The organism is Roseivivax marinus, from assembly GCF_900109705.1.
Taxonomy (GTDB): domain Bacteria; phylum Pseudomonadota; class Alphaproteobacteria; order Rhodobacterales; family Rhodobacteraceae; genus Roseivivax; species Roseivivax marinus.
Window position 1 is genome coordinate 1 of the sequence record NZ_FOAI01000020.1, and the last position, 19119, is coordinate 19119.

Consider the following 19119-nt stretch of genomic DNA (forward strand, 5'->3'; position numbering starts at 1 on the left):
CGCGGTTGCCCGAAAGCTCGTAACCATCGCGAACGCGCTGTGCAGGAACCGTCAGAAATGGGCCGCTCCGGCTACCTGACAGATACAGTTGCTAGTGACCGACAGGGCGACACCCGCCAGAACTTTGGCGTGCCGCGTGAAAACACGTTGCGGCAGCGGCCTCTCGAAATCATGCTCGATCCCGCAGGCGCTATGGAAAGCGCCTCGTCTTGAGATCCCGGGCAACGGGACCGAGCAGCGATGAGGCAACCGATGATCACACAACCCGTCTCCGCGGGCCGCTTCGGCCGGCGACGTTTTCTGGGCACCCTCGGCGCAAGCCTGGCTTTGCCGTTGGTATCCGGATGTGGCTTCCGCAGTTCCGAGCCGCTTCCCCCACCCTCGCGGGCGGGAACGCGCCTAGACGCGGTGTTCCCGCAGGTCGACAGCCATCCTAACATCAGGAACGCGCATACCGGCGAACAGGTCGCCCTTCGCTTCATGGCCAACGGCCGCGAAAGACGCGGTCCCTTGCACACGCTCGACTGGATCTTCCGGGACTGGCGCGCAGAAGAGGCCGAGGACATCGACCGCCGGATCTACTGGACCCTGGCGGCGCTGACCAATGAAGCGAAACGGAACGGACATTCCGGCGAGATCACGCTCCTGTCCGGCTTCCGGACCGCGCATACGACGAGAGTCCTACAAAGCCGCAGCTCGGGTGCATCCTCGACGAGCTACCACATGCTGCGACGTGCGGCGGACATCAGGTTCGAAGGTATCCCGCCCGAAGAGATCGCGCGATTGGCCGAATGACTCGAGGTCGGCGGTGTCGGGCGCTACGGCTCTCGGTTCACGCACATCGATTCCGGCCCGATCCGAACCTGGGGAAGCTGATCTTCCGCGGATAACGCACCTTGCCGCCAGCCGCCGGAGAAGTCGGCTTGGATCAGACGGTCGAGACATCTCAGGGTGGCGATCTCTGGCATACGGAACGACCAGAACCGCGCGAGATCTGCACTCTGACCTGTCACGCAGCCCATGCGGACAGCACCACGTAGCAGATCGTCTCGAACGTCATCAGCACCGCACCGAGCACGTCTCCGGTATACCCACCGAGCCTACGCCACGCGAGGCGCAGGACCACAGCCAGCCCGGCCATTGAGGCGATCACCATTGCGAAGGAAGACGCGCCGGAACCCGTCGCAAGCAAGAGCAAGAGACCGGCCACCGCTCCGACCGGGAGAACCGCCACGCTCTGCCCTCCTGCCGAATGGCCGAGCCCGTCGCGCCGGGCGGCTGGCGCGAACTGCATGACCACGAGCATCGCTAACCGGCTCGTTACCGTGATCGAGAGTACCTGCACGACGCTCAGAGACGCGTCCATGGACACCAGTGCCGTCGCCTGACAGCCAAGCGCGAGGATCAGCGCGAGTGCGCCGTAGCTGCCGATCCGGCTGTCGCGCATGATCTCGAGGCAATGCGCCCGGTCGCGCCCGCCGCCGATGCTGTCAGCGAAATCGGCAAGCCCGTCGTGATGCAGCGCGCCGGTCACCATCGCGTTCGCCACGAGGAACAGCATCGCGGCCACGGGCTCCGGCAGGCCCGCCCAGAGAGCCCCTGCGAGGACCAGCCAGCACAGCAGGCCCACCGGCAGGCCGACCAACGGGTAGGCCCATTGCGCCTCAGCGAGGGTCGGGACGGGATCGCGCAGCCGGCCCGCCGGCAGGCGGGTGAGCAGCATCACCGCCACCTGCGCCTCGGCGATGCGGCGCCGGGCGCTCATGCGCCGCCGATACCCGCTTCCGCGAAGGTGGCCATGCCGTCGTGGCACGCGAGCGCGCCGCGCAGGATCGACAGGGCCACCGCCGCGCCGGTGCCCTCGCCCAGCGCCATGCCGAGATCGAGGAGCGGCACTTGGCCCAGAGCCGCGCAGAGCCGGGCGTGGCCGGGCTCGGCGCTCGCGTGCGACACGAGGCAATGATCGAGAAATGCCGGCGCGGCGGCGTGGAGCGGCGCGATCGCGGCAGTGCAGATGAAGCCGTCGATCAGCACCGGGATGCGCGCCGCACGCGCGGCAAAGACCGCCCCGCAGATCGCCGCCTGTTCCCGGCCGCCGAGCGCCGCCAGGACGTGCAGGCCGATTGCATCGGCGTGCAATGCCCGCCCCTCCTCGACCACCCGCGTCTTCAGCGCCAGCCGGTCCGCGTCGGCGCCGGTGCCGCGGCCCACCCAATCAGCAGCCGCGCCGCCGAAGCAGGCATGGGCGAGCGCCGCCGCCACGGTGGAATTGCCGATGCCCATCTCGCCGAGAACCACCACGTCGGCGGACGGATCGACGGCGCCGGCGCCACGCCGCATCGCCGCGAGGCACTCCGCCTCAGTCATCGCCGGGCCGGTGGTGAAGTCGCGCGTCGGCCGGTCGAGGTCGAGCGCCACCACCGAGAGCGTCGCCCCGGCGTGACGGCAAAGCTGGTTGATCGCCGCGCCGCCGCGCTCGAAATTGGCGACCATCTGGGCGGTCACCTCCTGCGGGAAAGGATTTACGCCGCGGTCGCAGATGCCGTGGTTGCCGGCGAAGACGAGGGCCTGAGCGCTGTCGATCCGCGGGCGCGCGCTACCTGACCAGCCGGCCATGAACACCGCGAGATCCTCAAGCCGCCCGAGCGACCCGGGCGGTTTGGTCAGCTCGGCCTGGCGGTCGCGTGCGGCGGCGGCGGCGGCCGCGTCGAAGGCCGGCATGGTCCGCGCCCAGCCGGCAATCGAGTACAGGTCATCGAACGCGGGATAGTCGCTCATCGGGGTTTCACCTTGATCGGGTAGCCGGCGACGCAGAGCTGGACCTCGTCGCAGACCGCCGCGACGCGCTGGTTCAGAAGGCCCGCCGCGTCGCGGTAGCGACGGGCGAGCGCGTTTTCCGGGACGATGCCGGCCCCGACCTCGTTGGTGACTATGACGAGCGAGGCGCGCTGCGCGGCGATCGTCTCTGCAAGCTCCTGCGCCGCAGGCTCCCAGTCGCAGTCCGTGAGGATGAGGTTCGAGAGCCACAGCGTCAGGCAATCGACGAGCCGCGGCACATCGCCGTCGCTGTTGCGCAGGGCCCCGGCGAGATCGAGCGGCGCCGAGATCGTCCGCCATTCGGGGCCGCGCCGCGCCTGGTGACGCGCGATCCGCTCGGCCATCTCGGGATCCTGTGCCTCGGCCGTGGCGATGTAGACGGCCTTCGACCCCATGGCGAGGGTGGCCGTCTCGGCAAAGGCGCTCTTGCCCGACCGCGCGCCACCGGTGATGAGGATCGACTTTCCCATGACGCCGTGACAAAGCAGAAAGTCGTTCCGGGGAAAAGACCTGACCGATATGCGACCCGCGCCAGGAGACCTACTGATAATCCGCCACGCGCCGGCCGACCATGGCGGGCGGCTGTGCGGGCGCACGGACGTCCCCGCGATCCTGCCCGACGCCGCTTCGCTCGCCGGACTGGCCGAGTTCCTCGCGGGCAGCGCCATGATAGCGAGCCCCGCCGCGCGGTGCCTGGCGACGGCCCGTGCGCTATCGGCCGACGGCGGGATCGAGACCGAAGAGCGCCTCTGGGAGCAGGACTTCGGCCGCTTCGACGGACAGAGCTTCGTGGACCTGCCTGACCTTGGCGAGATGACCCGAGAGGCCCTCGCTTCGCATCGTTGGCCCGGGGGCGAGAGCTTCGAGGACATGGCCGGGCGTCTTGACCCGGCACTGACGGCGCTCATCGTAGTGGCGCAGGCGCGTCCGGTGGCGGTCGTGGCCCATGCCGGCACGGTCCGTGCGGCGCTCGGGCGCGCGCTCGGGGCACCCTCCCGCGGTCTCGCCTTCGACATCGCGCCGCTCTCGGTGACCCGGTTCCGGTGTTACGCGGGCGGGCTGGCGATCCTCGGCGTCGGACTGCCGCCCTCGGCCTTCGCATGATCCGTGTGGCGGGTCATTTCGGGGAGTGGTTGCAGGGGCGCCTCGGAGCCGACGGCCCGGTGGCGCTGGTCACCATGGCCTGCCCGGCGCTGTCGGTGCGGCTCGAGCGGATCGGCGACGGGTCGTTTTCTCTCGAGCAGAGCACGCGCATCCTCGCCCCGTCGCACCTCGCATGCCTCTGGCGACAGTCCAAGCGACCGGAGGGGCGCTTCCGGCTGAGAGCCGACATGCCGCCGGGTGGTGGGGCCGGTGCCTCGACCGCCGCACTTATCGCACTCACCCGGGCCGCCGGCATGCCCAAGTCCGGGATCGCCGCGCTCTGCCTCTCCGTCGAAGGCGCGACAGATCCGCTGATGCTCGAGGCACCCGACGCGGTGCTCTGGGCCTCACGCGAGGCGCGGGCACTGGAGGCGCTGCCGCCACCGCCCCGGGCACGGATCGTCGGCGGGTTCTTCGGCCCGCCCTGCCCGACCGATGCGGCCGACCACGACTTTCCAGACATCTCGGACCTCATGAAAGACTGGCGGACCGCTCCAAACCTCGTCGCCGCGGCGCGCCTCGCCAGCGTCTCCGCACAGCGCTGCACGGCGCTGAGGGGGCCCGCGGACGATCCGATGCCCGAGCTCGCCGCAACGACCGGCGCGCTTGGGCACGTCCGGGCGCATACGGGTTCGGCCCGCGGCCTGGTCTTCGCGCCCGGATCGGACACGAGGGCGGCGGAGCACGCGATGGCCGAGGCCGGCGCAACCGGGCTCGTGACCTTCGAGACCGGGGGCCGGCCGTGAGCTTCGCCGCGATGATGTTCCTCGGGGCCCTCGTCGACGCGGCGCTCGGCTGGCCCGACCGGCTTCATTCGCGCATCGGTCACCCGGTGACCTGGATCGGCGCGCTGATCGCCTCGCTGGACCGGCGCCTGAACGATGACGCCGGCACCGGACGGTGCCGCAGGATCGCCGGCGCCGCGACCGTGGCGCTTGTCCTGATCGTCGTCGCCACGCCCGCCACCCTCGTTCAGGCCGCCCTGCCCGCCGGACCGCTTGGGCTCGTCCTCGGCGGTGTACTCGCCTGGCCGTTCCTCGCAATCCGGTCGATGCACGATCACGTCGCCTCGGTGGCCCGCCCGCTCGCTGCCGGCGATCTCGAGGCCGCGCGCCGCGCGGTGGCGATGATCGTCGGGCGCGACCCCGCCCGGCTCGACGGCGCCGGCATCGCCCGCGCCACGATCGAGAGCCTCGCCGAGAACACCTCGGACGGCATCGTCGCGCCGCTCTTCTGGGGGGTAATCGGCGGGCTGCCGGGCCTCGCGCTCTACAAGGCGATCAACACGATGGACTCGATGATCGGTCACCGGACGCCGCGGCACGAGGCGTTCGGATGGGCGGCGGCGCGGCTCGACGACCTCGTGAACCTGGTGCCGGCGCGGCTGACCGGCGCGGTCTTCGCTCTCGCCTCGCTGCGGCCGCATATCGCGCTGCCGGTGATGTGGCGCGATGCCGGGCAGCACCGCTCGCCCAACGCCGGCTGGCCCGAGGCGGCGATGGCCGGCGCGCTCGGTGTGCGTCTTTCCGGCCCGCGCGTCTATGGCGCGCGGATCGCCGACGAGCCCTTCGTCAATGACGGCGGCGCCGATCCGGACGCGGCCGACATCGCACGGGGCCTTGCGCTCTACCGCCGGGCGATGGTCTGTCTGGCGGCGCTTCTCGCCGGCCTCGCGCTGGCCTGACCCCGGGGGGACGGGATGACACGCGATCATGGCGGCGACACGGATGCCGCGGCGGCGCGCTACGGCAGCGGCGACTGGCTCGACCTCTCGACCGGGATCAACGCGCGCCCCTACCCGATGCCGGACCTGTTCGCGCACGTTCTGAACGCGCTGCCGACCGCCGCGGAGATCGCGGCGCTCGAGGCCGCGGCCCGGCAGGCCTACGGCGCGACGGTCACCCCCGTGGCGCTCGCCGGCGCGCAGGTCGGGATCCAGCTCGTGCCGCGGCTCGCCGATACCGGCAGCGCCCGCGTCCTCGGGCCGACCTACAACGAACACGCCGGCGCGCTCGCGACCGCCGGCTGGCAGGTCGCGGAGGTCGCCGGGATCGACGCCCTTGCCGGTGCCGACATCGCCGTCGTGGTGAACCCGAACAACCCCGACGGCCGGCGGCACGACCCGGCCACGCTGCGCGCCCTCTCGGCGCGCGTGGGTCTCCTGGTGGTCGACGAAAGCTTCGCCGATCCCACGCCCGAGCTGTCGCTCGCCGGATCGCTCGGCGCGGCCGACGCCCGGCTGCTGGTTCTGCGCTCCTTCGGCAAGTTCTACGGTCTCGCCGGCCTGCGGCTCGGATTCGTGCTGGCGGGCGACGAGCTGTCGGCGCGGCTTCGCAGCCTTGCCGGTCCGTGGGCGGTCAGCGGCCCGGCCATCGCGGCCGGCCGAGCGGCGCTGGCGGACGACGCCTGGCGCGCGGAAACCGTGGACCGGCTGCACCGCGATGCCGCGCGGCTCGATGCCTTGGCGGCCGGAGCCGGCTGGGATCTCGTCGGCGGGGCGGCGCTCTTCCGTACCTACCGGGTCGCGGAGGCCGCCGCGGTACAGGACGCACTGGCACGGCACCGGATCTGGACCCGGATCTTCCCCTACGCGCCGCACTGGATCCGGCTGGGCCTGCCCTCATCCGAGCCCGACTGGTCCCGCCTGCGCGCCGCCCTCACCGGCGAGGCCGCCTAGCGCGCCGCGGCGAACAGCCCGGTCACGTCGAGATGCGCCTCGACGTGGTCGGCCAGCGCGTCGAGTGCCGCCTCTACGCCCGCATCGTAAAACAGCCCGGACGCTGCGCCGAAGGTCGACAGCCACGCCGCGCGGAAGCCGTCGTCGCGGAACATGCCGTGCAGGTAGCTGCCCGCGATGCGACCGTCTTCGCTGATCGCGCCCTCGGGCGCCTGCGCCACCCGCGCGAAGGGCCGCGCCCGGTCGGGGCCGTCGGTGCGCCCGATATGGATCTCGTAGCCGCGGAACCCCGCGCCGCTCGGCACGTGGCGGGCCGAGACCTCGGTCAGCGTCTTGTCCGCCCGCATCACCGTCTCGACGTCGAGAAGCCCGAGCCCCGGGTCGGTTCCGGGCGCGCCCTCGAGACCCTCGGGGTCCGCGATGCTCTGGCCGAGCATCTGGTAGCCGCCGCAGATTCCGAGGACCTGGCCGCCCCGGCGCACGTGCGCGGCGAGGTCGATGTCCCACCCCTGCGCGCGCAAGAAGGCAAGGTCGCCGCGAGTGGACTTGCTGCCAGGCAGGATCACCACGTCGGCGTCGCCCGGCACCGCCCGACCCGGCGCCAGCATGGTTAACCGCACGCCCGGCTCCTGCGCGAGCGGATCGAGATCGTCGAAATTTGCGATCCGCGACAGCTGCAGGCAGACGACGTGCAGCCCCGCCTCGCGATACGGCGCAGCGACGTCGAGCGCATCCTCCGCGGGTAGACGCCAGGCGTCTGGGAACCACGGCAGTACGCCAAAGCCGGGCCAACCGGTGCAATCCTCGATGGTCCGGTAACCGTCGTCGAAGAGGCTCGGATCGCCGCGGAACTTGTTGATGACGAAGCCCGCGACACGCTCGGCATCCGCCGGCGCCATGACCGCACGGGTGCCGACGAGCTGCGCGATCACGCCACCGCGGTCGATGTCGCCGGCCAGGATCACCGGCACCTCCGCCGCCGTCGCGAAGCCCATGTTGGCGATGTCGCCGGCCCGGAGGTTCACCTCGGCCGGGCTGCCGGCGCCCTCGACGATGACGAGGTCATGGGCGGCGCGCAGGCGCCGGTAGCTCTCGAGCACGTGGTCCAGAAGGCGCGGCTTCAGCCGCGCGTAGTCCCGCGCCCGCGTCGAGGTAAGGCGCCGCCCCTGCACGATCACCTGCGCGCCGGTATCGGTTTCGGGCTTCAGCAGCACCGGGTTCATGTCGGTGACCGGCGCCAGACCGCAAGCCAGCGCCTGCAGCGCCTGCGCGCGCCCGATCTCTCCGCCGTCGGCGGTCACCGCAGCGTTGTTGGACATGTTCTGCGGCTTGAACGGCGCCACGCCGAGGCCGCGCCGGCGCGCCGCGCGGCAGAGACCCGCGACCAGCATCGACTTGCCGACATTCGAGCCGGTGCCCTGGATCATCAACGCCGCCGGCATCCGAGCGCGTCAGCCCCGGTCCGAACTTGCGAAAGCACGAGGCACGATCAGAACTCCACCCCCGCCTGCGCCTTCACGCCGTCGCGGAACGGGTGCTTGACCAGCGTCATCTCGGTCACCAGGTCGGCGGCCTCGATCAGCTCGGGCTTGGCGTTGCGCCCGGTGAGCACGACGTGGGTCATCTCGGGCTTCTCGTGCAACAGGAACTCCACCACCTCGTCGATGTCGATGTAATCGTAGCGCAGCGCGATGTTGATTTCGTCGAGCAGCACGAAGCGGATCGCCGGGTCGCGGATCTGCTCCTTGGCGATCTCCCAGCCGCGGCGTGCGGCAGCAACGTCACGCTCTCGGTCCTGCACCTCCCAGGTGAAGCCTTCGCCCGACACGAAGAACCGGCATTCGTCCGGGAAGCGCTCGCGCAGGAAGGACTTCTCGCCGGTGTCCCAGGTGCCCTTTATGAACTGCACCACGGCGCAGGGCATACCATGGGCGATGCAGCGCATGATCATCCCGAAGGCCGAGGACGACTTGCCCTTGCCCTTGCCGGTATGGACCACGACAAGGCCTTTTTCCTCGGTCTTGGTGGCCATCATCCGGTCGCGGACCTCCTTGATCCGCTTCATCTTTTCGTTGTGGCGGGCGGTGAGGTCATCCACGGCGTCGGTCTCCTGGCACTTGACAAGATCGGCGTCACGCGCGCATGTCAGCCCATGCTGGTGCCCGTGTAAACGGGTGAAAATGGGAATGCGTAACCCCGGGCCTCCCGGGTCAGGCGCAGCCGCCCCCGCGACCGTAACCGGAGAGGTCGCCCATAGGTCACTGGCCCGCATCGGGCCGGGAAGGCCGGGCAACCGCAGGATCGCCGCAACGCGATTCCAGATCCGCAAGCCGGGAGACCTGCCAGCACGAGACGACGAAACCGGACGGGGTGCTCCGGTGTCGGGAGGCCTGTGGTCCGCGCCCCGATGCGATGCGTGGAATCCGTAAAACCGCCCGCCATCTGACCCGCGTCCCGCCATGGGAGTGGGACCGACGTGACCGAAACCGACGAGGCGCAACCGGCGGAGCTGCTGGTTTGCATCAAGTGCCGCCGTGGCATGGAAATCCCCGAGGACGATCGCCGTCCGGGGGCACGGCTTTACGACAACCTGGCCGCCTGCTCGCGCCCCGAAGGCGTGACCGTCACGCCGGTGGAATGCCTGCAGAACTGCGACCATGGCTGTACCGTGGCTCTGCGCGGGCCCGGCCGCTGGACATACGTCTACGGCCGCCTGCACGAGGCAGAGGACGTCGAGACGCTGCTCGACGGCGCCGAGCGCTACCGCGCTACCTCGGACGGTCTCATTCCCTGGCGCCAGCGCCCCGAGCACTTCAAGCGCAACTGCATCGCCCGCGTCCCGCCCCTCGCCCGCGTCACGGAGGCCTCCAATGGCTGATCTCGAGAAACTTCCCGTCACCGTCGTCACCGGCTTTCTCGGCTCTGGCAAGACGACGCTGATCTCGCACCTGATGCGCAACCCCGGCGGCAAGCGGCTCGCGGTTGTAGTGAACGAGTTCGGCGACGTCGGCGTCGACGGCGAGATCCTCAAGGGCTGCGCGATCCCCGAATGCCCGGCCGAAAACGTGCTTGAGCTCGCCAACGGATGCATCTGCTGCACGGTGGCCGACGATTTCATCCCGACTATCGAGGCGCTGCTGAAGCTCGACCCGCGGCCGGAGCATATCCTGATCGAAACCTCCGGCCTGGCGCTGCCGAAACCGCTTCTGAAGGCTTTCGACTGGCCCGACATCCGCTCGAAGATCACCGTCGACGGGGTGATCGCGTTGGCCGACGCCGAGGCCGTGGCTGCCGGCCGCTTCGCGCCGGACGTCGCCCGCGTGGACGCCCAGCGGCTCGCCGACGACAGCATCGACCACGAGACCCCGCTTTCCGAGGTGTTCGAGGACCAGATCGCTTGCGCCGACATCGTGCTACTGACCAAGCCCGACCTCGCCGGCCCCGAGGGCGTCGCGAAGGCGCGCGAGGTGATTGCCGCCGAGGCGCCGCGCCCGCTGCCGGTGGTCGAGGTCGCCGAGGGCGCGATCGACCCGCGCGTGATCCTCGGCCTCGGCGCCGCCGCCGAGGACGACATGGACGCCCGGCCCTCGCACCACGACACACCACACGATCACGATCACGACGACTTCGAGAGCGTCGTGATCGACCTCCCCGAACTGGCCGAGCCCGCCGCGCTGGTGTCCCGCATCGAGGCGCTGGCGCGGGCGCGCAACATCCTGCGGGTCAAGGGCTACGCCGCGGTGACCGGCAAGCCGATGCGCCTCCTCGTGCAGGCGGTGGGCGCCCGGGTGCGGTACCAGTACGACCGGCCGTGGCGCCCGGACGAGGCGCGGCAGGGACGGCTCGTGGTCATCGCCGAGCACGACGACATCGACGAGGCGGCGATCCGCGACGCGCTGACCGAGACGCGGCAGGCGGCCGAGTAGGCGCAATGCACGTCGTCTTCCGCGAAAGCCACGGGCTCGAGGAGAGCGAGACGCCCACCGATCTCGGGCAGACGCCCGGCGATCTCGTGGTGCTGTCATTCTCGGACAGCGACCTCGGGGCCTTCGCGGCGGGATGGGAGCGCGGCGGCGGTCGTGAAGGGCAGATGCCGACGCTGCGCCTCGCCAACCTCGCTGCGCTGAAGCACCCGCTGTCGGTGGACACCTACGTCGAGCAGACCCTCGAGGGCGCCAAGGGCATCCTGATCCGCCTGATCGGCGGCACGCCCTACTGGGCCTACGGGCTGCAGCAGGTCGAGGCGCTGGCCCGGGCGCGCGGCCTGGCGCTCGCGGTGCTGCCGGCGGACGGCCGGCCCGACGCGCGGCTCGACGCGGTCTCGACGGTGCCGGTCTCGACACTGCGGCGGCTGGCGCACCTTTGCGACACCGGCGGCGCGGTCGCGGCGCAGGCGGCACTGGCGCAGATGGCGCTCGCCGCCGGGCTGTACGCGGGGCCGGTGCCCGGGTCCAAGGCCCTACCTTCCGTCGGGGCCTGGACGCCGCGCGACGGAGTTTGCTGCCCGATCCTCGCGCACGCGGCCGAGGCCGGAAGGGGGCTGTCCGCTCCCCGCGCCGGCGGCGCTCCCCCCTCGGATATATCGATCCGTAAGAAGCCGCTGGCGCTGGTGATCTTTTACCGCTCCTACCTCTTGTCCGCCGATCTCGGGCCCGTCGAGGCATTGTTCGCGGCGCTCGAGGCGCGCGGGTTCCGGGCGCTGGGACTGTTCTTGCCCTCGCTGAAGGCGGCGGAGGCCGGGACGTGGCTGGCGGGCCAGGTCGCGCGGCTGGGCCCCGCAGCGATCGTGAACGCCACAGCGTTCTCGGGGCGCAGCGACGGCGGCGCCTCGCCTCTCGACGCTGGCGACGTGCCGGTGTTCCAGGTGGCGCTCGCAACTTCCGGCCGCGCCGCCTGGGCGGAGGCCGAGCGCGGCCTGTCGCCCGCCGACCTCGCGATGCACGTGGTGCTGCCCGAGGTCGACGGTCGGCTCTTCGGAGGCGTGGTGTCGTTCAAGGAACCGGCGGCCCGCGATCCGGAGCTTCAGTTCGCGCGACACGTCCATCGCGCGGATGCCGACCGCGTCGGCGCGGTTGCCGACCGGGTCGCGGGGTGGACACGCCTCGCCGCCGCGCCGGCCGGCGAGCGGCGGATCGCGCTGGTGCTGTCGACCTACCCGGGCCGCGAGTGGAATCTCGCCCACGCGATGGGACTCGACGCGCTGGCCTCGGCCGAGGCGATCCTCGCCGACCTGCGCGGCTCCGGCTACGACGCGCCGGCCGGCGCGCCGCTGGCCGGCAGCCTCGGGAGCGCGCGGATCACCTGGCCGCTCGCGGCCTACGAGGCCGCGCTCGCCACGCTACCGGAGACGCTGCGGACCGCCCTCTACACGGCATGGGGACCGCCCGAGACCGACCCGCAGATCGGCCCCGAGGGGATCCATTTCGCCGCGCTGGAACGCGGCGCCACGACGGTTGCGCTGCAGCCGGAGCGCGGCACGCCGGAGACCCGCGGCGACGATTACCACGACCTCGCGCGCGTGCCGCGGCATGCCTATGTGGCGTTCTACCTTTGGCTCCGCACGCAGGCCGACGCGATGATTCACGTCGGCGCGCACGGCACGCTCGAATGGCTGCCGGGCAAGTCGGTGGCGCTCTCCTCCGAGTGCTGGCCCGAGGCGCTGACCGGCGCCCTGCCGGTGGTCTATCCGTTCATCGTCAACGACCCCGGCGAGGCGGCGCAGGCCAAGCGGCGCATCGGCGCGGTCACGCTCGGCCACGTCCCGCCACCGATGCGTGCCGCGGGCACACCCGACCGGCTGGTGCGGCTCGAGGCGCTGCTCGACGAATTCTCGAACGCCGACGGTCTCGACCCGAAGCGCCGCGGGCGGCTGATCGAGGACATCCGCGGCGAGGCGCAGGCGCTCGGCGTCGAGGACGACCTCGGGATCGACGCGGCGTCCTGCCCGGCCGAGGCGGTCACCCGGATCGACCGTTTCGTCTGCGACGTGAAGGAAAGCCAGTTCGGCGACGGCCTGCACGTCTGGGGCCGCGCACCGGAGGGCACGGCCCCGTTCGACACGGCGGGCGCCGCTGACGCAGAGCGTCGCGCTCTGCTCGAAGCGCTCGACGGCCGGCGCATCCCCGCCGGCCCGTCCGGCTCGCCCTACCGGGGCCGCACCGACGTGTTGCCGACCGGGCGCAACCTCTACACCACCGACCCGTGCAGCGTGCCCACCCGGGCCGCCTACGCGCAGGGCGCGCGGCTCGCCGACGAGCTCGTGCGGCGGCACCTGCAGGACGAGGGCGAATGGCCGCGCGGGTTGATCGTGGATCTCTGGGGATCGGCCACGATGCGGACCGCCGGCGAGGAGTTTGCCATGGCCCTCGCGCTCCTTGGCGTGCGCCCGGTCTGGGATGCGGGCTCCGAGCGGGTGTCGGGGATCGAGGTTCTGCCGATCGCCGAGCTCGACCGCCCCCGGATCGACGTCACCCTTCGCATCTCGGGCCTCTTCCGCGACGTGTTCCCGACCCTCTCGGCGCTCTTTCAGCAGGCGGTCCGGGCGCTCGCGGCGCGCGACGAGGCGGGCGACTGGAACCCCTATGCCGGCGGCGAGACCGCCCGGGTCTACGGCCCCGCGCCGGGCCACTTCGGCCTCGGCATGGGCGCCACGCTCGAGACCTATTCCGACGACGGCCGCCGGGCCGCCGGCGAGGCCTGGCTCGCCGCGTCGTCCTGGGCCTTCGACGGTGACCGCGCAGCGCCGGACCGAGCCGGGCTCGCGGCGCGCGTCGCCGCCGCGGACGGCTTCGTCCACGCGCAGGACCTGCCCGAGACCGACCTTCTTCTCGCCGAGGACTACGCCAGCCACGAGGCCGGCTTCGCCGCCGCGCAGGGCGTAACAGGCGGCCGCGCGCGGCTCTGGCACCTCGACAACACCGATCCGTCCCGGCCGCGCGCCCGCGCGCTGACCGAGGAGATCGCCCGCGTCGTGCAGGCCCGCGCCGCGCATCCCGGGTGGATCGCCGGCATGCGCCGGCACGGCTTCCGCGGCGCCGCCGAGATCGCCGCGACGCTCGAGAACATGGCGGCCTTCGCCCACCTCGCGGACGTGGTGCCGGCGCGGCTCTTCGACCTCTTCCACGAGGCGACGCTCGGCGATGCGGAGGTCACCTCGTTCATGGCGAGCGCCAATCCCGGCGCCCTTCAGGCGATGCGCGACCGGTTCGCGGCGCTGCACGAGGCCGGGCTCTGGCGCTCGCGCCGCAACTCGATCCTCGCAAGCCTCGGAGCGGTGCAATGAGCCGGCCGGTGGTGAAGGGCTGGTGCCCTGGCGCCCATCGGCCGATGCGCTCCGGCGACGGGCTGGTGGTGCGCGTTCGGCCGTGGCTCGGCGCACTGTCGGCGGATCAAGCGCGCGGCCTGGCGGAACTCGCGGCGCGCTTCGGCAACGGCGCGATCGACGTTACCGGCCGTGCCAACCTGCAGATCCGCGGGGTGCAGGACGCGCGCTTTCCGGAACTGCTCGAGGGTCTCGACGCGCTCGGCCTTCTCGACCCGGACGACAGCAGCGAGGCCCGGCGCAACATCGTGCTCGACCCTTTCCGGCCCATGGAGCATCCGCACGACCGCATCGCTGCGACGCTGGGCGAGGCGCTGCGGCACGCGGAGTTCGCCGGCCTGCCTGCGAAGTTCGGCTTCGTGCTGGACACTGTCGGCCCTGTCCGTCGCCTTGCCGGGGTCAGCGGCGATATCCGGCTGGAAAGCGGCCCGGGCGGTGCGCTGGTCCGTGCCGACGGCGCACCGACCGGGCGACGGGTCCGTGACCCCGAGGAGGCGTTACGGGTCGCGCTCGACCTTGCCCGCTGGTTCCTCGCCTCCGGTGGCGTCGGCGCGGACGGTCGCGGTCGCATGGCGCGGCACCTAGCCGGCAGCCATCGGCTGCCCGCGAAGTTGACCGGATCGCACCTACCCTCGCCGGCCGAGCCACGACCTTCGCCCGGCGCCAACGCCCGCGGCCTGACCGTCGGCGCGGCCTTCGGCCAATTCACCACGGTGCAGCTGCGACAACTCGCCGATGCGTTGCCGCCCGGCGCCGAGCTGCGCGTCACGCCGTTTGGGCTGCTGCATCTCACCGCCGCGCCGGCCGCCGACGCTCTCGCAGGCTCCGGGCTGATCGCGACGCCCGGCAATCCGCTGCTCCGGGTCGCCGCCTGCGTCGGCGCGCCGCTCTGCCCGCAGGCCGAGGCCGAGACGCGCGAGACCGCCCTCCGCCTCGCTGCACGCCTGCCCGCCGGTATCCGCGCCCATGTCTCCGGCTGCGCCAAGGGCTGCGCATGCCCGCGCGCCTCGGAGCTGACGCTCATTGGGCGCGACGGCCGCTTCGACCTCGTGCGCCACGGCGCGCCCTGGGACATCACGGAGCGCCGCGGCCTGACGCCCGCCGACCTCGATCACATTTTCGGACCCTGACATGCCCTACAGCTACGAAACCGACGGCGCGGCAATCTACGCCGAGAGCTTCGCCACGATCCGGGCGGAGGCCGAGCTCGCGCCCTTCGACGCTGACGCCGAGCCTGTGGCCGTGCGGATGATCCACGCCGCAGGCCTCGTCGGCCTCGAGCGCGACATCCGCATCGCGCCCGGCATGATCGCCCGCGCCCGCGCCGCGCTCGGCGCCGGCGCGCCGATCCTTTGCGACGCGCGCATGGTGAGCGAAGGCATCACCCGGCCGCGGCTGCCCGCGAACAACGAGGTCGTCTGCACCCTGCACGAGCCAAGGGTTCCGGAATTTGCGGCGGACCTGAAGACCACGCGCTCGGCGGCGGCGCTGGAGCTGTGGCGGCCGAAGCTCGGCGGGGCCGTGGTAGCGATCGGCAACGCACCGACTGCGCTCTTCCACCTGCTCGAGATGCTCGAGGACCCCGATTGCCCGCGCCCGGCGGCGATCATCGGGTGCCCGGTCGGATTCGTCGGCGCGGCGGAATCCAAGGAGGCGCTCTGGGAGACGCAGCCCGCACCGTCGCTGATCGTCCGCGGACGGCTCGGTGGCAGCGCCATCACCGTAGCTGCGGTCAACGCCATCGCGAGCCGCGCGGAATGACCAGCGGGATCGGCACCATACACGGCGTCGGCCTCGGACCGGGCGATCCGGACCTGATGAGCGTCAGAGCCGACCGCCTGGTGCGGAGCGCCCGGAACGTCGCCTTCTTCCGCAAGGCCGGGCGTCCGGGACGGGCGCGGACCATCATCCAGGGTATGCTGTCGGAGGACGTCCGCGAGATTGCGATGGAATACCCCGTCACCACCGAGATCCCGCTCGCCGATCCGCGCTACAACGCATGCCTGTCGTCGTTCTACGCCGCGCAGACCGAGCGCCTGCGCGCGCTCGCGGAGAGCGGTGAGGACGTCGTGGTGCTCTGCGAGGGCGACCCGTTTTTCTACGGATCGTTCATGCACTTGCACGACCGGCTCATGGATCACGTGCCGGTCGAGGTCGTGCCGGCGATCACCGGCATGTCGGCAGCCTGGACCGCCACCGGCCGGCCGATGACCTGGGGCGACGACGTGCTGAGCATCGTCATGGGCACCCTGCCCGAGGCCGAGCTCGCGCGCGCCATGCTGAATGCCGATGCGCTGGTGGTGATGAAGGTCGGCCGCAACCTGCCAAAGATCCGCTCCGCGCTGGCGCAGGCCGGCCGCGCCGACCGGGCGGTCCTCGTGCAGTACGCCAGCATGGAAGGGCAGAAAGTCACGCCGCTAACCGCGGTCGAGGACGGGCCCGCACCCTATTTCTCCATCGTCATCGTGCATGGCGAAGGCCGGCGGCCATGAGCGGCCGGGTGATCATTGCGGGGCTCGGTCCCGGCTCCGAGGCGCTCGTCACCCCGGAGGTGAGCGCGGCGCTCGCCGAGGCGACGGACGTGGTCGGCTACATCCCCTATGTCCGGCGAATCGCGCCCCGTCCGGGCCTGACCCGTCACGAAAGCGACAACCGGGCCGAGATCGACCGGGCGCGGCACGCCCTGGCTCTCGCCGTCGCGGGCAGAAGGGTCGTGGTGGTCAGCTCCGGCGATCCGGGCGTCTTTGCCATGGCCTCGGCGGTTTTCGAGGCCGTGGAGCACGGCACGCCCGCATGGCGCGAGCTCGACATCCGCGTGCTGCCGGGGATCACCGCGATGCTGGCGGCGGCGGCCCGCGCAGGAGCGCCGCTCGGGCACGATTTCTGCGCCATCAACCTCAGCGACAATCTCAAGCCCTGGGCGCTGATCGAAAAGCGCCTGAGGCTCGCCTGCGAGGCCGACTTCGCCATGGCTTTCTACAACCCGCGCTCGGCGTCCCGACCGGAGGGGTTCGCCCGGACGCTGGACGTGCTGAGTGAATGCTGCGCGCCGGACCGGGTGATCGTCTTCGCCCGCGCGGTGTCGACGCCAGAGGAAAAGATCGACGTGCAGGCCCTGTCCGACGCGACGCCCGAGATGGCCGACATGCGGACCGTTGTCCTGGTGGGATCGAGCGCGACGCGGCTGATCCGCCGAACCGGCGCTCCCTTCGTCTACACTCCGAGATCGGTGCCTGCATGAGCCACCCAGTCGAGCGCGCCCGCGACGTCATGCACCTCGGCCCGGCCGGGCTGCGGCGGCCGGTCGATCATGATGACCGGAAGCCCGATCGCGCGGGCCGCGGCGATCTTTGCGTAGGCCCCGGTCCCGCCGGCATCCTTGGACACGACGAGCTCGATCCCGTGGGCCTCCATCAGCTCCCGGTCGCGCGCCGGGTCGAACGGTCCGCGGTCGACCACGACCTCGTGCCGGGGGAACGGCGGCGGTTCCCGCGGCGGATCGACGAGACGCAGCAAGTAGTGGTGCTGTGGCAGGCCGGCGAACTCGGCGAGGTGCATGCGTCCGATCGCCAGCATGACCGAAACCGGCGCGCGATCGAGCGCCGCCACCGCGCCGGAGATGTCCGGAACCCGTGTCCAGTCATCGCCCGGCACCTCGTCCCAGGCCGGCCGGGTCAGCGCCACCAGCGGCACGCCCTCGGCCGCGCAGGCGGCAACCGCGTTGCGGCTCATCTGCGCGGCGAAGGGGTGGGTGGCGTCGACGACGTGGGTGATCGCCTGACCCCGCAGGTAGGCGCGCAGGCCCTCGACGCCGCCGAAACCGCCGACCCGCCGCGGCAGCGGCTGGCGCAGCGGGCGGGCCACTCGGCCGGCGAAGGACACGGTCCCGGCCAAGCCCGCGTCGGCCGCGGCACGGGCAAAGGCGGTCGCCTCGCTGGTGCCGGCGAGAACGAGGAGGTTGGCGCACATGGCTGAGGATCCGTGGCTCACGATCATCGGTCTCGGCGAAGATGGACCGGAGGGCCTCTCGTCTGCAAGCCGCGCGGCGCTGGAGACCGCGGAGGTGGTGATCGGCCCCCCGAGGCACCTGGCGCTCCTGCCCGGCACCAACGCCGAGCGGATCGACTGGCCGGTGCCCTTCGCCGACGGGCTCGACCTGCTCGAGAAGTGCCGCGGGCGGCCGACCGTAGCGCTGGCGTCAGGCGATCCGTTCTGGTTCGGCGCCGGCCGTGTCATCGCCGCCCGGCTAGAGCGGTCCGAGTGGCACGCCTTGCCGGGCGTGTCGACCTTCGCTCGCGCCGCCGCGCGGATGGGCTGGGGGCTGGAACGCACGACCTGCCTCGGGCTGCACGCCGCGCCGCTCGGCCGGCTGCGGCCGCATCTCGCCACCGGCGCGCGGCTGATCGTGCTGTTGCGCGACGGCGCCGCGGTGGGCGAACTGGCACGCTACCTTCGCGAGCAGGGTTTCGGTGGCACCCGCATGGCCGTGCTCGAGGCGCTCGGCGGCCCGCGTGAGCGGCGCACGAACGCCCGCGCCGACGCGCTCGAGGGCACCTTCCATCATCCGCTCTGCGTGGCGCTCGAGGTCTCGAGCGGTCCCGGCCTCGCCTGCGTACCCGGGCGCGAAGACGACGTCTTCGACAATGACGGACAGATCACCAAGCGGCCGATCCGGGCGCTGACTCTCTCGGCGCTCGCGCCTCGGCCGGGCGAGCGGCTGTGGGACATCGGCGGCGGCTCGGGCTCGGTCGCCATAGAATGGCTGCTCGCGCACGCAGCGAACGACGCAGTCTCGTTGGAGGCCCGCCCCGACCGCGCCGAGCGTATCGGGCGCAACGCCGCGGCGCTCGGCGCCGACCGGCTGCAGGTCGTGCAGGGGCGCGCGCCGGAGGCGCTCGCGGGCCTGCCGCGCCCAGATGCGGTCTTCGTCGGCGGCGGCCTGTCCCGGACGCTGCTCGACGACCTCGCCGAGCGCCTCGCTCCGGGAACCCGCCTCGTCGCCAATGCAGTCACCCTCGAGTCCGAGGCGCTCCTGACCGCCTGGCACGGCGCGCGGGGCGGCGAGCTGATGCGGGTCGAGCTGTCCCGGGCCGCACCGCTTGGACCCCGCCGGGGCTGGCAGGCCGCCTACCCCGTTGTGCAGTATCGGGGAACGCTGTGA

The 19119-nt window shown here is 72.0% G+C and carries 20 protein-coding genes and 1 riboswitch; of the genes, 14 read left to right on the forward strand and 6 right to left on the reverse strand.

Annotation, left to right across the window (positions count from 1 at the left end):
• Nucleotides 1-213, forward strand: a 213-nt coding sequence (locus BMX29_RS19440; RefSeq protein WP_217644402.1) for a hypothetical protein, incomplete at its 5' end; no start/stop codon positions are given.
• 39 nt (nt 214-252) lie between these two features.
• The gene (locus BMX29_RS19770) at nt 253-795 is read left to right on the forward strand and encodes a peptidoglycan L,D-endopeptidase MepK (protein WP_175471228.1); all 543 of its coding nucleotides are present in this window, start codon (nt 253-255) and stop codon (nt 793-795) included.
• A 214-nt stretch (nt 796-1009) separates the two neighbouring features.
• Here BMX29_RS19770 and BMX29_RS17645 read toward each other — a convergent pair whose 3' ends face one another.
• From BMX29_RS17645 to cobU, 3 genes are read right to left on the reverse strand one after another with little or no spacing between them, the layout of a single operon-like run.
• Nucleotides 1010-1765, reverse strand: a complete 756-nt coding sequence (locus BMX29_RS17645; RefSeq protein ID WP_092815484.1) for an adenosylcobinamide-GDP ribazoletransferase — start codon at nt 1763-1765, stop codon at nt 1010-1012.
• A complete protein-coding gene (gene cobT / locus BMX29_RS17650) occupies nt 1762-2778 on the reverse strand; it encodes a nicotinate-nucleotide--dimethylbenzimidazole phosphoribosyltransferase (protein ID WP_092815487.1) in 1017 nt (338 codons plus the stop codon). Before cobT ends, BMX29_RS17645 begins: the two co-directional genes overlap by 4 nt.
• Nucleotides 2775-3287: a bifunctional adenosylcobinamide kinase/adenosylcobinamide-phosphate guanylyltransferase gene (gene cobU / locus BMX29_RS17655; protein WP_092815490.1), complete on the reverse strand. Its 513-nt coding sequence runs from the start codon at nt 3285-3287 to the stop codon at nt 2775-2777. Before cobU ends, cobT begins: the two co-directional genes overlap by 4 nt.
• A gap of 49 nt (nt 3288-3336) precedes the next feature.
• Here cobU and BMX29_RS17660 point away from each other — a divergent pair, with 49 nt between their 5' ends.
• The 4 genes from BMX29_RS17660 to cobD are packed head-to-tail and all read left to right on the forward strand — an operon-like array spanning nt 3337 to nt 6637.
• On the forward strand, nt 3337-3921 hold the full coding sequence (locus BMX29_RS17660; protein ID WP_092815493.1) for a histidine phosphatase family protein: 585 nt from the start codon (nt 3337-3339) through the stop codon (nt 3919-3921).
• Complete coding sequence (locus BMX29_RS17665) at nt 3918-4706, forward strand: hypothetical protein (RefSeq protein ID WP_092815496.1); 789 nt, start codon at nt 3918-3920, stop codon at nt 4704-4706. Before BMX29_RS17660 ends, BMX29_RS17665 begins: the two co-directional genes overlap by 4 nt.
• The gene (gene cbiB / locus BMX29_RS17670) at nt 4703-5644 is read left to right on the forward strand and encodes an adenosylcobinamide-phosphate synthase CbiB (protein WP_425314282.1); all 942 of its coding nucleotides are present in this window, start codon (nt 4703-4705) and stop codon (nt 5642-5644) included. The genes BMX29_RS17665 and cbiB overlap by 4 nt, the downstream gene beginning before the upstream one ends.
• A 15-nt stretch (nt 5645-5659) precedes the next feature.
• Entirely contained in the window at nt 5660-6637 is a 978-nt protein-coding gene (gene cobD, locus BMX29_RS17675; RefSeq protein ID WP_092815499.1) for a threonine-phosphate decarboxylase CobD, read from the forward strand.
• Here cobD and BMX29_RS17680 read toward each other — a convergent pair.
• A complete protein-coding gene (locus BMX29_RS17680; protein WP_092815502.1) occupies nt 6634-8079 on the reverse strand; it encodes a cobyric acid synthase in 1446 nt (481 codons plus the stop codon). The two genes, cobD and BMX29_RS17680, sit on opposite strands and share 4 nt — an antisense overlap.
• 47 nt (nt 8080-8126) lie before the next feature.
• Nucleotides 8127-8735, reverse strand: coding sequence for a cob(I)yrinic acid a,c-diamide adenosyltransferase (cobO, locus tag BMX29_RS17685; RefSeq protein WP_092815607.1), 609 nt, complete (start codon nt 8733-8735; stop codon nt 8127-8129).
• A gap of 41 nt (nt 8736-8776) precedes the next feature.
• Nucleotides 8777-8998: riboswitch (cobalamin riboswitch) on the forward strand.
• Between the two features lie 115 nt (nt 8999-9113).
• Here cobO and BMX29_RS17690 point away from each other — a divergent pair.
• Genes BMX29_RS17690 through cobJ form a run of 7 tightly spaced genes read left to right on the forward strand, consistent with a single transcriptional unit; the run spans nt 9114 to nt 17199 of the window.
• Nucleotides 9114-9515 carry a DUF1636 family protein gene (locus tag BMX29_RS17690; RefSeq protein WP_092815505.1) on the forward strand — a complete coding sequence of 134 codons (402 nt, stop codon included), beginning with the start codon at nt 9114-9116 and terminating at the stop codon, nt 9513-9515.
• Nucleotides 9508-10563 carry a cobalamin biosynthesis protein CobW gene (cobW, locus tag BMX29_RS17695; protein WP_092815508.1) on the forward strand — a complete coding sequence of 352 codons (1056 nt, stop codon included), beginning with the start codon at nt 9508-9510 and terminating at the stop codon, nt 10561-10563. Before BMX29_RS17690 ends, cobW begins: the two co-directional genes overlap by 8 nt.
• Before the next feature lie 5 nt (nt 10564-10568).
• A complete protein-coding gene (cobN, locus tag BMX29_RS17700; RefSeq protein WP_092815511.1) occupies nt 10569-13919 on the forward strand; it encodes a cobaltochelatase subunit CobN in 3351 nt (1116 codons plus the stop codon).
• Nucleotides 13916-15088: a hypothetical protein gene (locus BMX29_RS17705; protein WP_092815514.1), complete on the forward strand. Its 1173-nt coding sequence runs from the start codon at nt 13916-13918 to the stop codon at nt 15086-15088. Before cobN ends, BMX29_RS17705 begins: the two co-directional genes overlap by 4 nt.
• 1 nt (nt 15089) lies before the next feature.
• Nucleotides 15090-15719 carry a precorrin-8X methylmutase gene (locus BMX29_RS17710; protein ID WP_092815517.1) on the forward strand — a complete coding sequence of 210 codons (630 nt, stop codon included), beginning with the start codon at nt 15090-15092 and terminating at the stop codon, nt 15717-15719.
• Nucleotides 15716-16450 carry a precorrin-2 C(20)-methyltransferase gene (locus BMX29_RS17715; protein WP_092815520.1) on the forward strand — a complete coding sequence of 245 codons (735 nt, stop codon included), beginning with the start codon at nt 15716-15718 and terminating at the stop codon, nt 16448-16450. Before BMX29_RS17710 ends, BMX29_RS17715 begins: the two co-directional genes overlap by 4 nt.
• On the forward strand, nt 16447-17199 hold the full coding sequence (gene cobJ / locus BMX29_RS17720) for a precorrin-3B C(17)-methyltransferase (protein ID WP_092815523.1): 753 nt from the start codon (nt 16447-16449) through the stop codon (nt 17197-17199). Before BMX29_RS17715 ends, cobJ begins: the two co-directional genes overlap by 4 nt.
• On the opposite strand, the gene BMX29_RS17725 is transcribed toward cobJ, so the two are convergent.
• Nucleotides 17172-17927: a cobalt-precorrin-6A reductase gene (locus BMX29_RS17725; RefSeq protein ID WP_092815526.1), complete on the reverse strand. Its 756-nt coding sequence runs from the start codon at nt 17925-17927 to the stop codon at nt 17172-17174. The two genes, cobJ and BMX29_RS17725, sit on opposite strands and share 28 nt — an antisense overlap.
• Here BMX29_RS17725 and cbiE point away from each other — a divergent pair.
• Nucleotides 17926-19119, forward strand: coding sequence for a precorrin-6y C5,15-methyltransferase (decarboxylating) subunit CbiE (gene cbiE, locus BMX29_RS17730; protein WP_092815529.1), 1194 nt, complete (start codon nt 17926-17928; stop codon nt 19117-19119). The genes BMX29_RS17725 and cbiE overlap by 2 nt on opposite strands.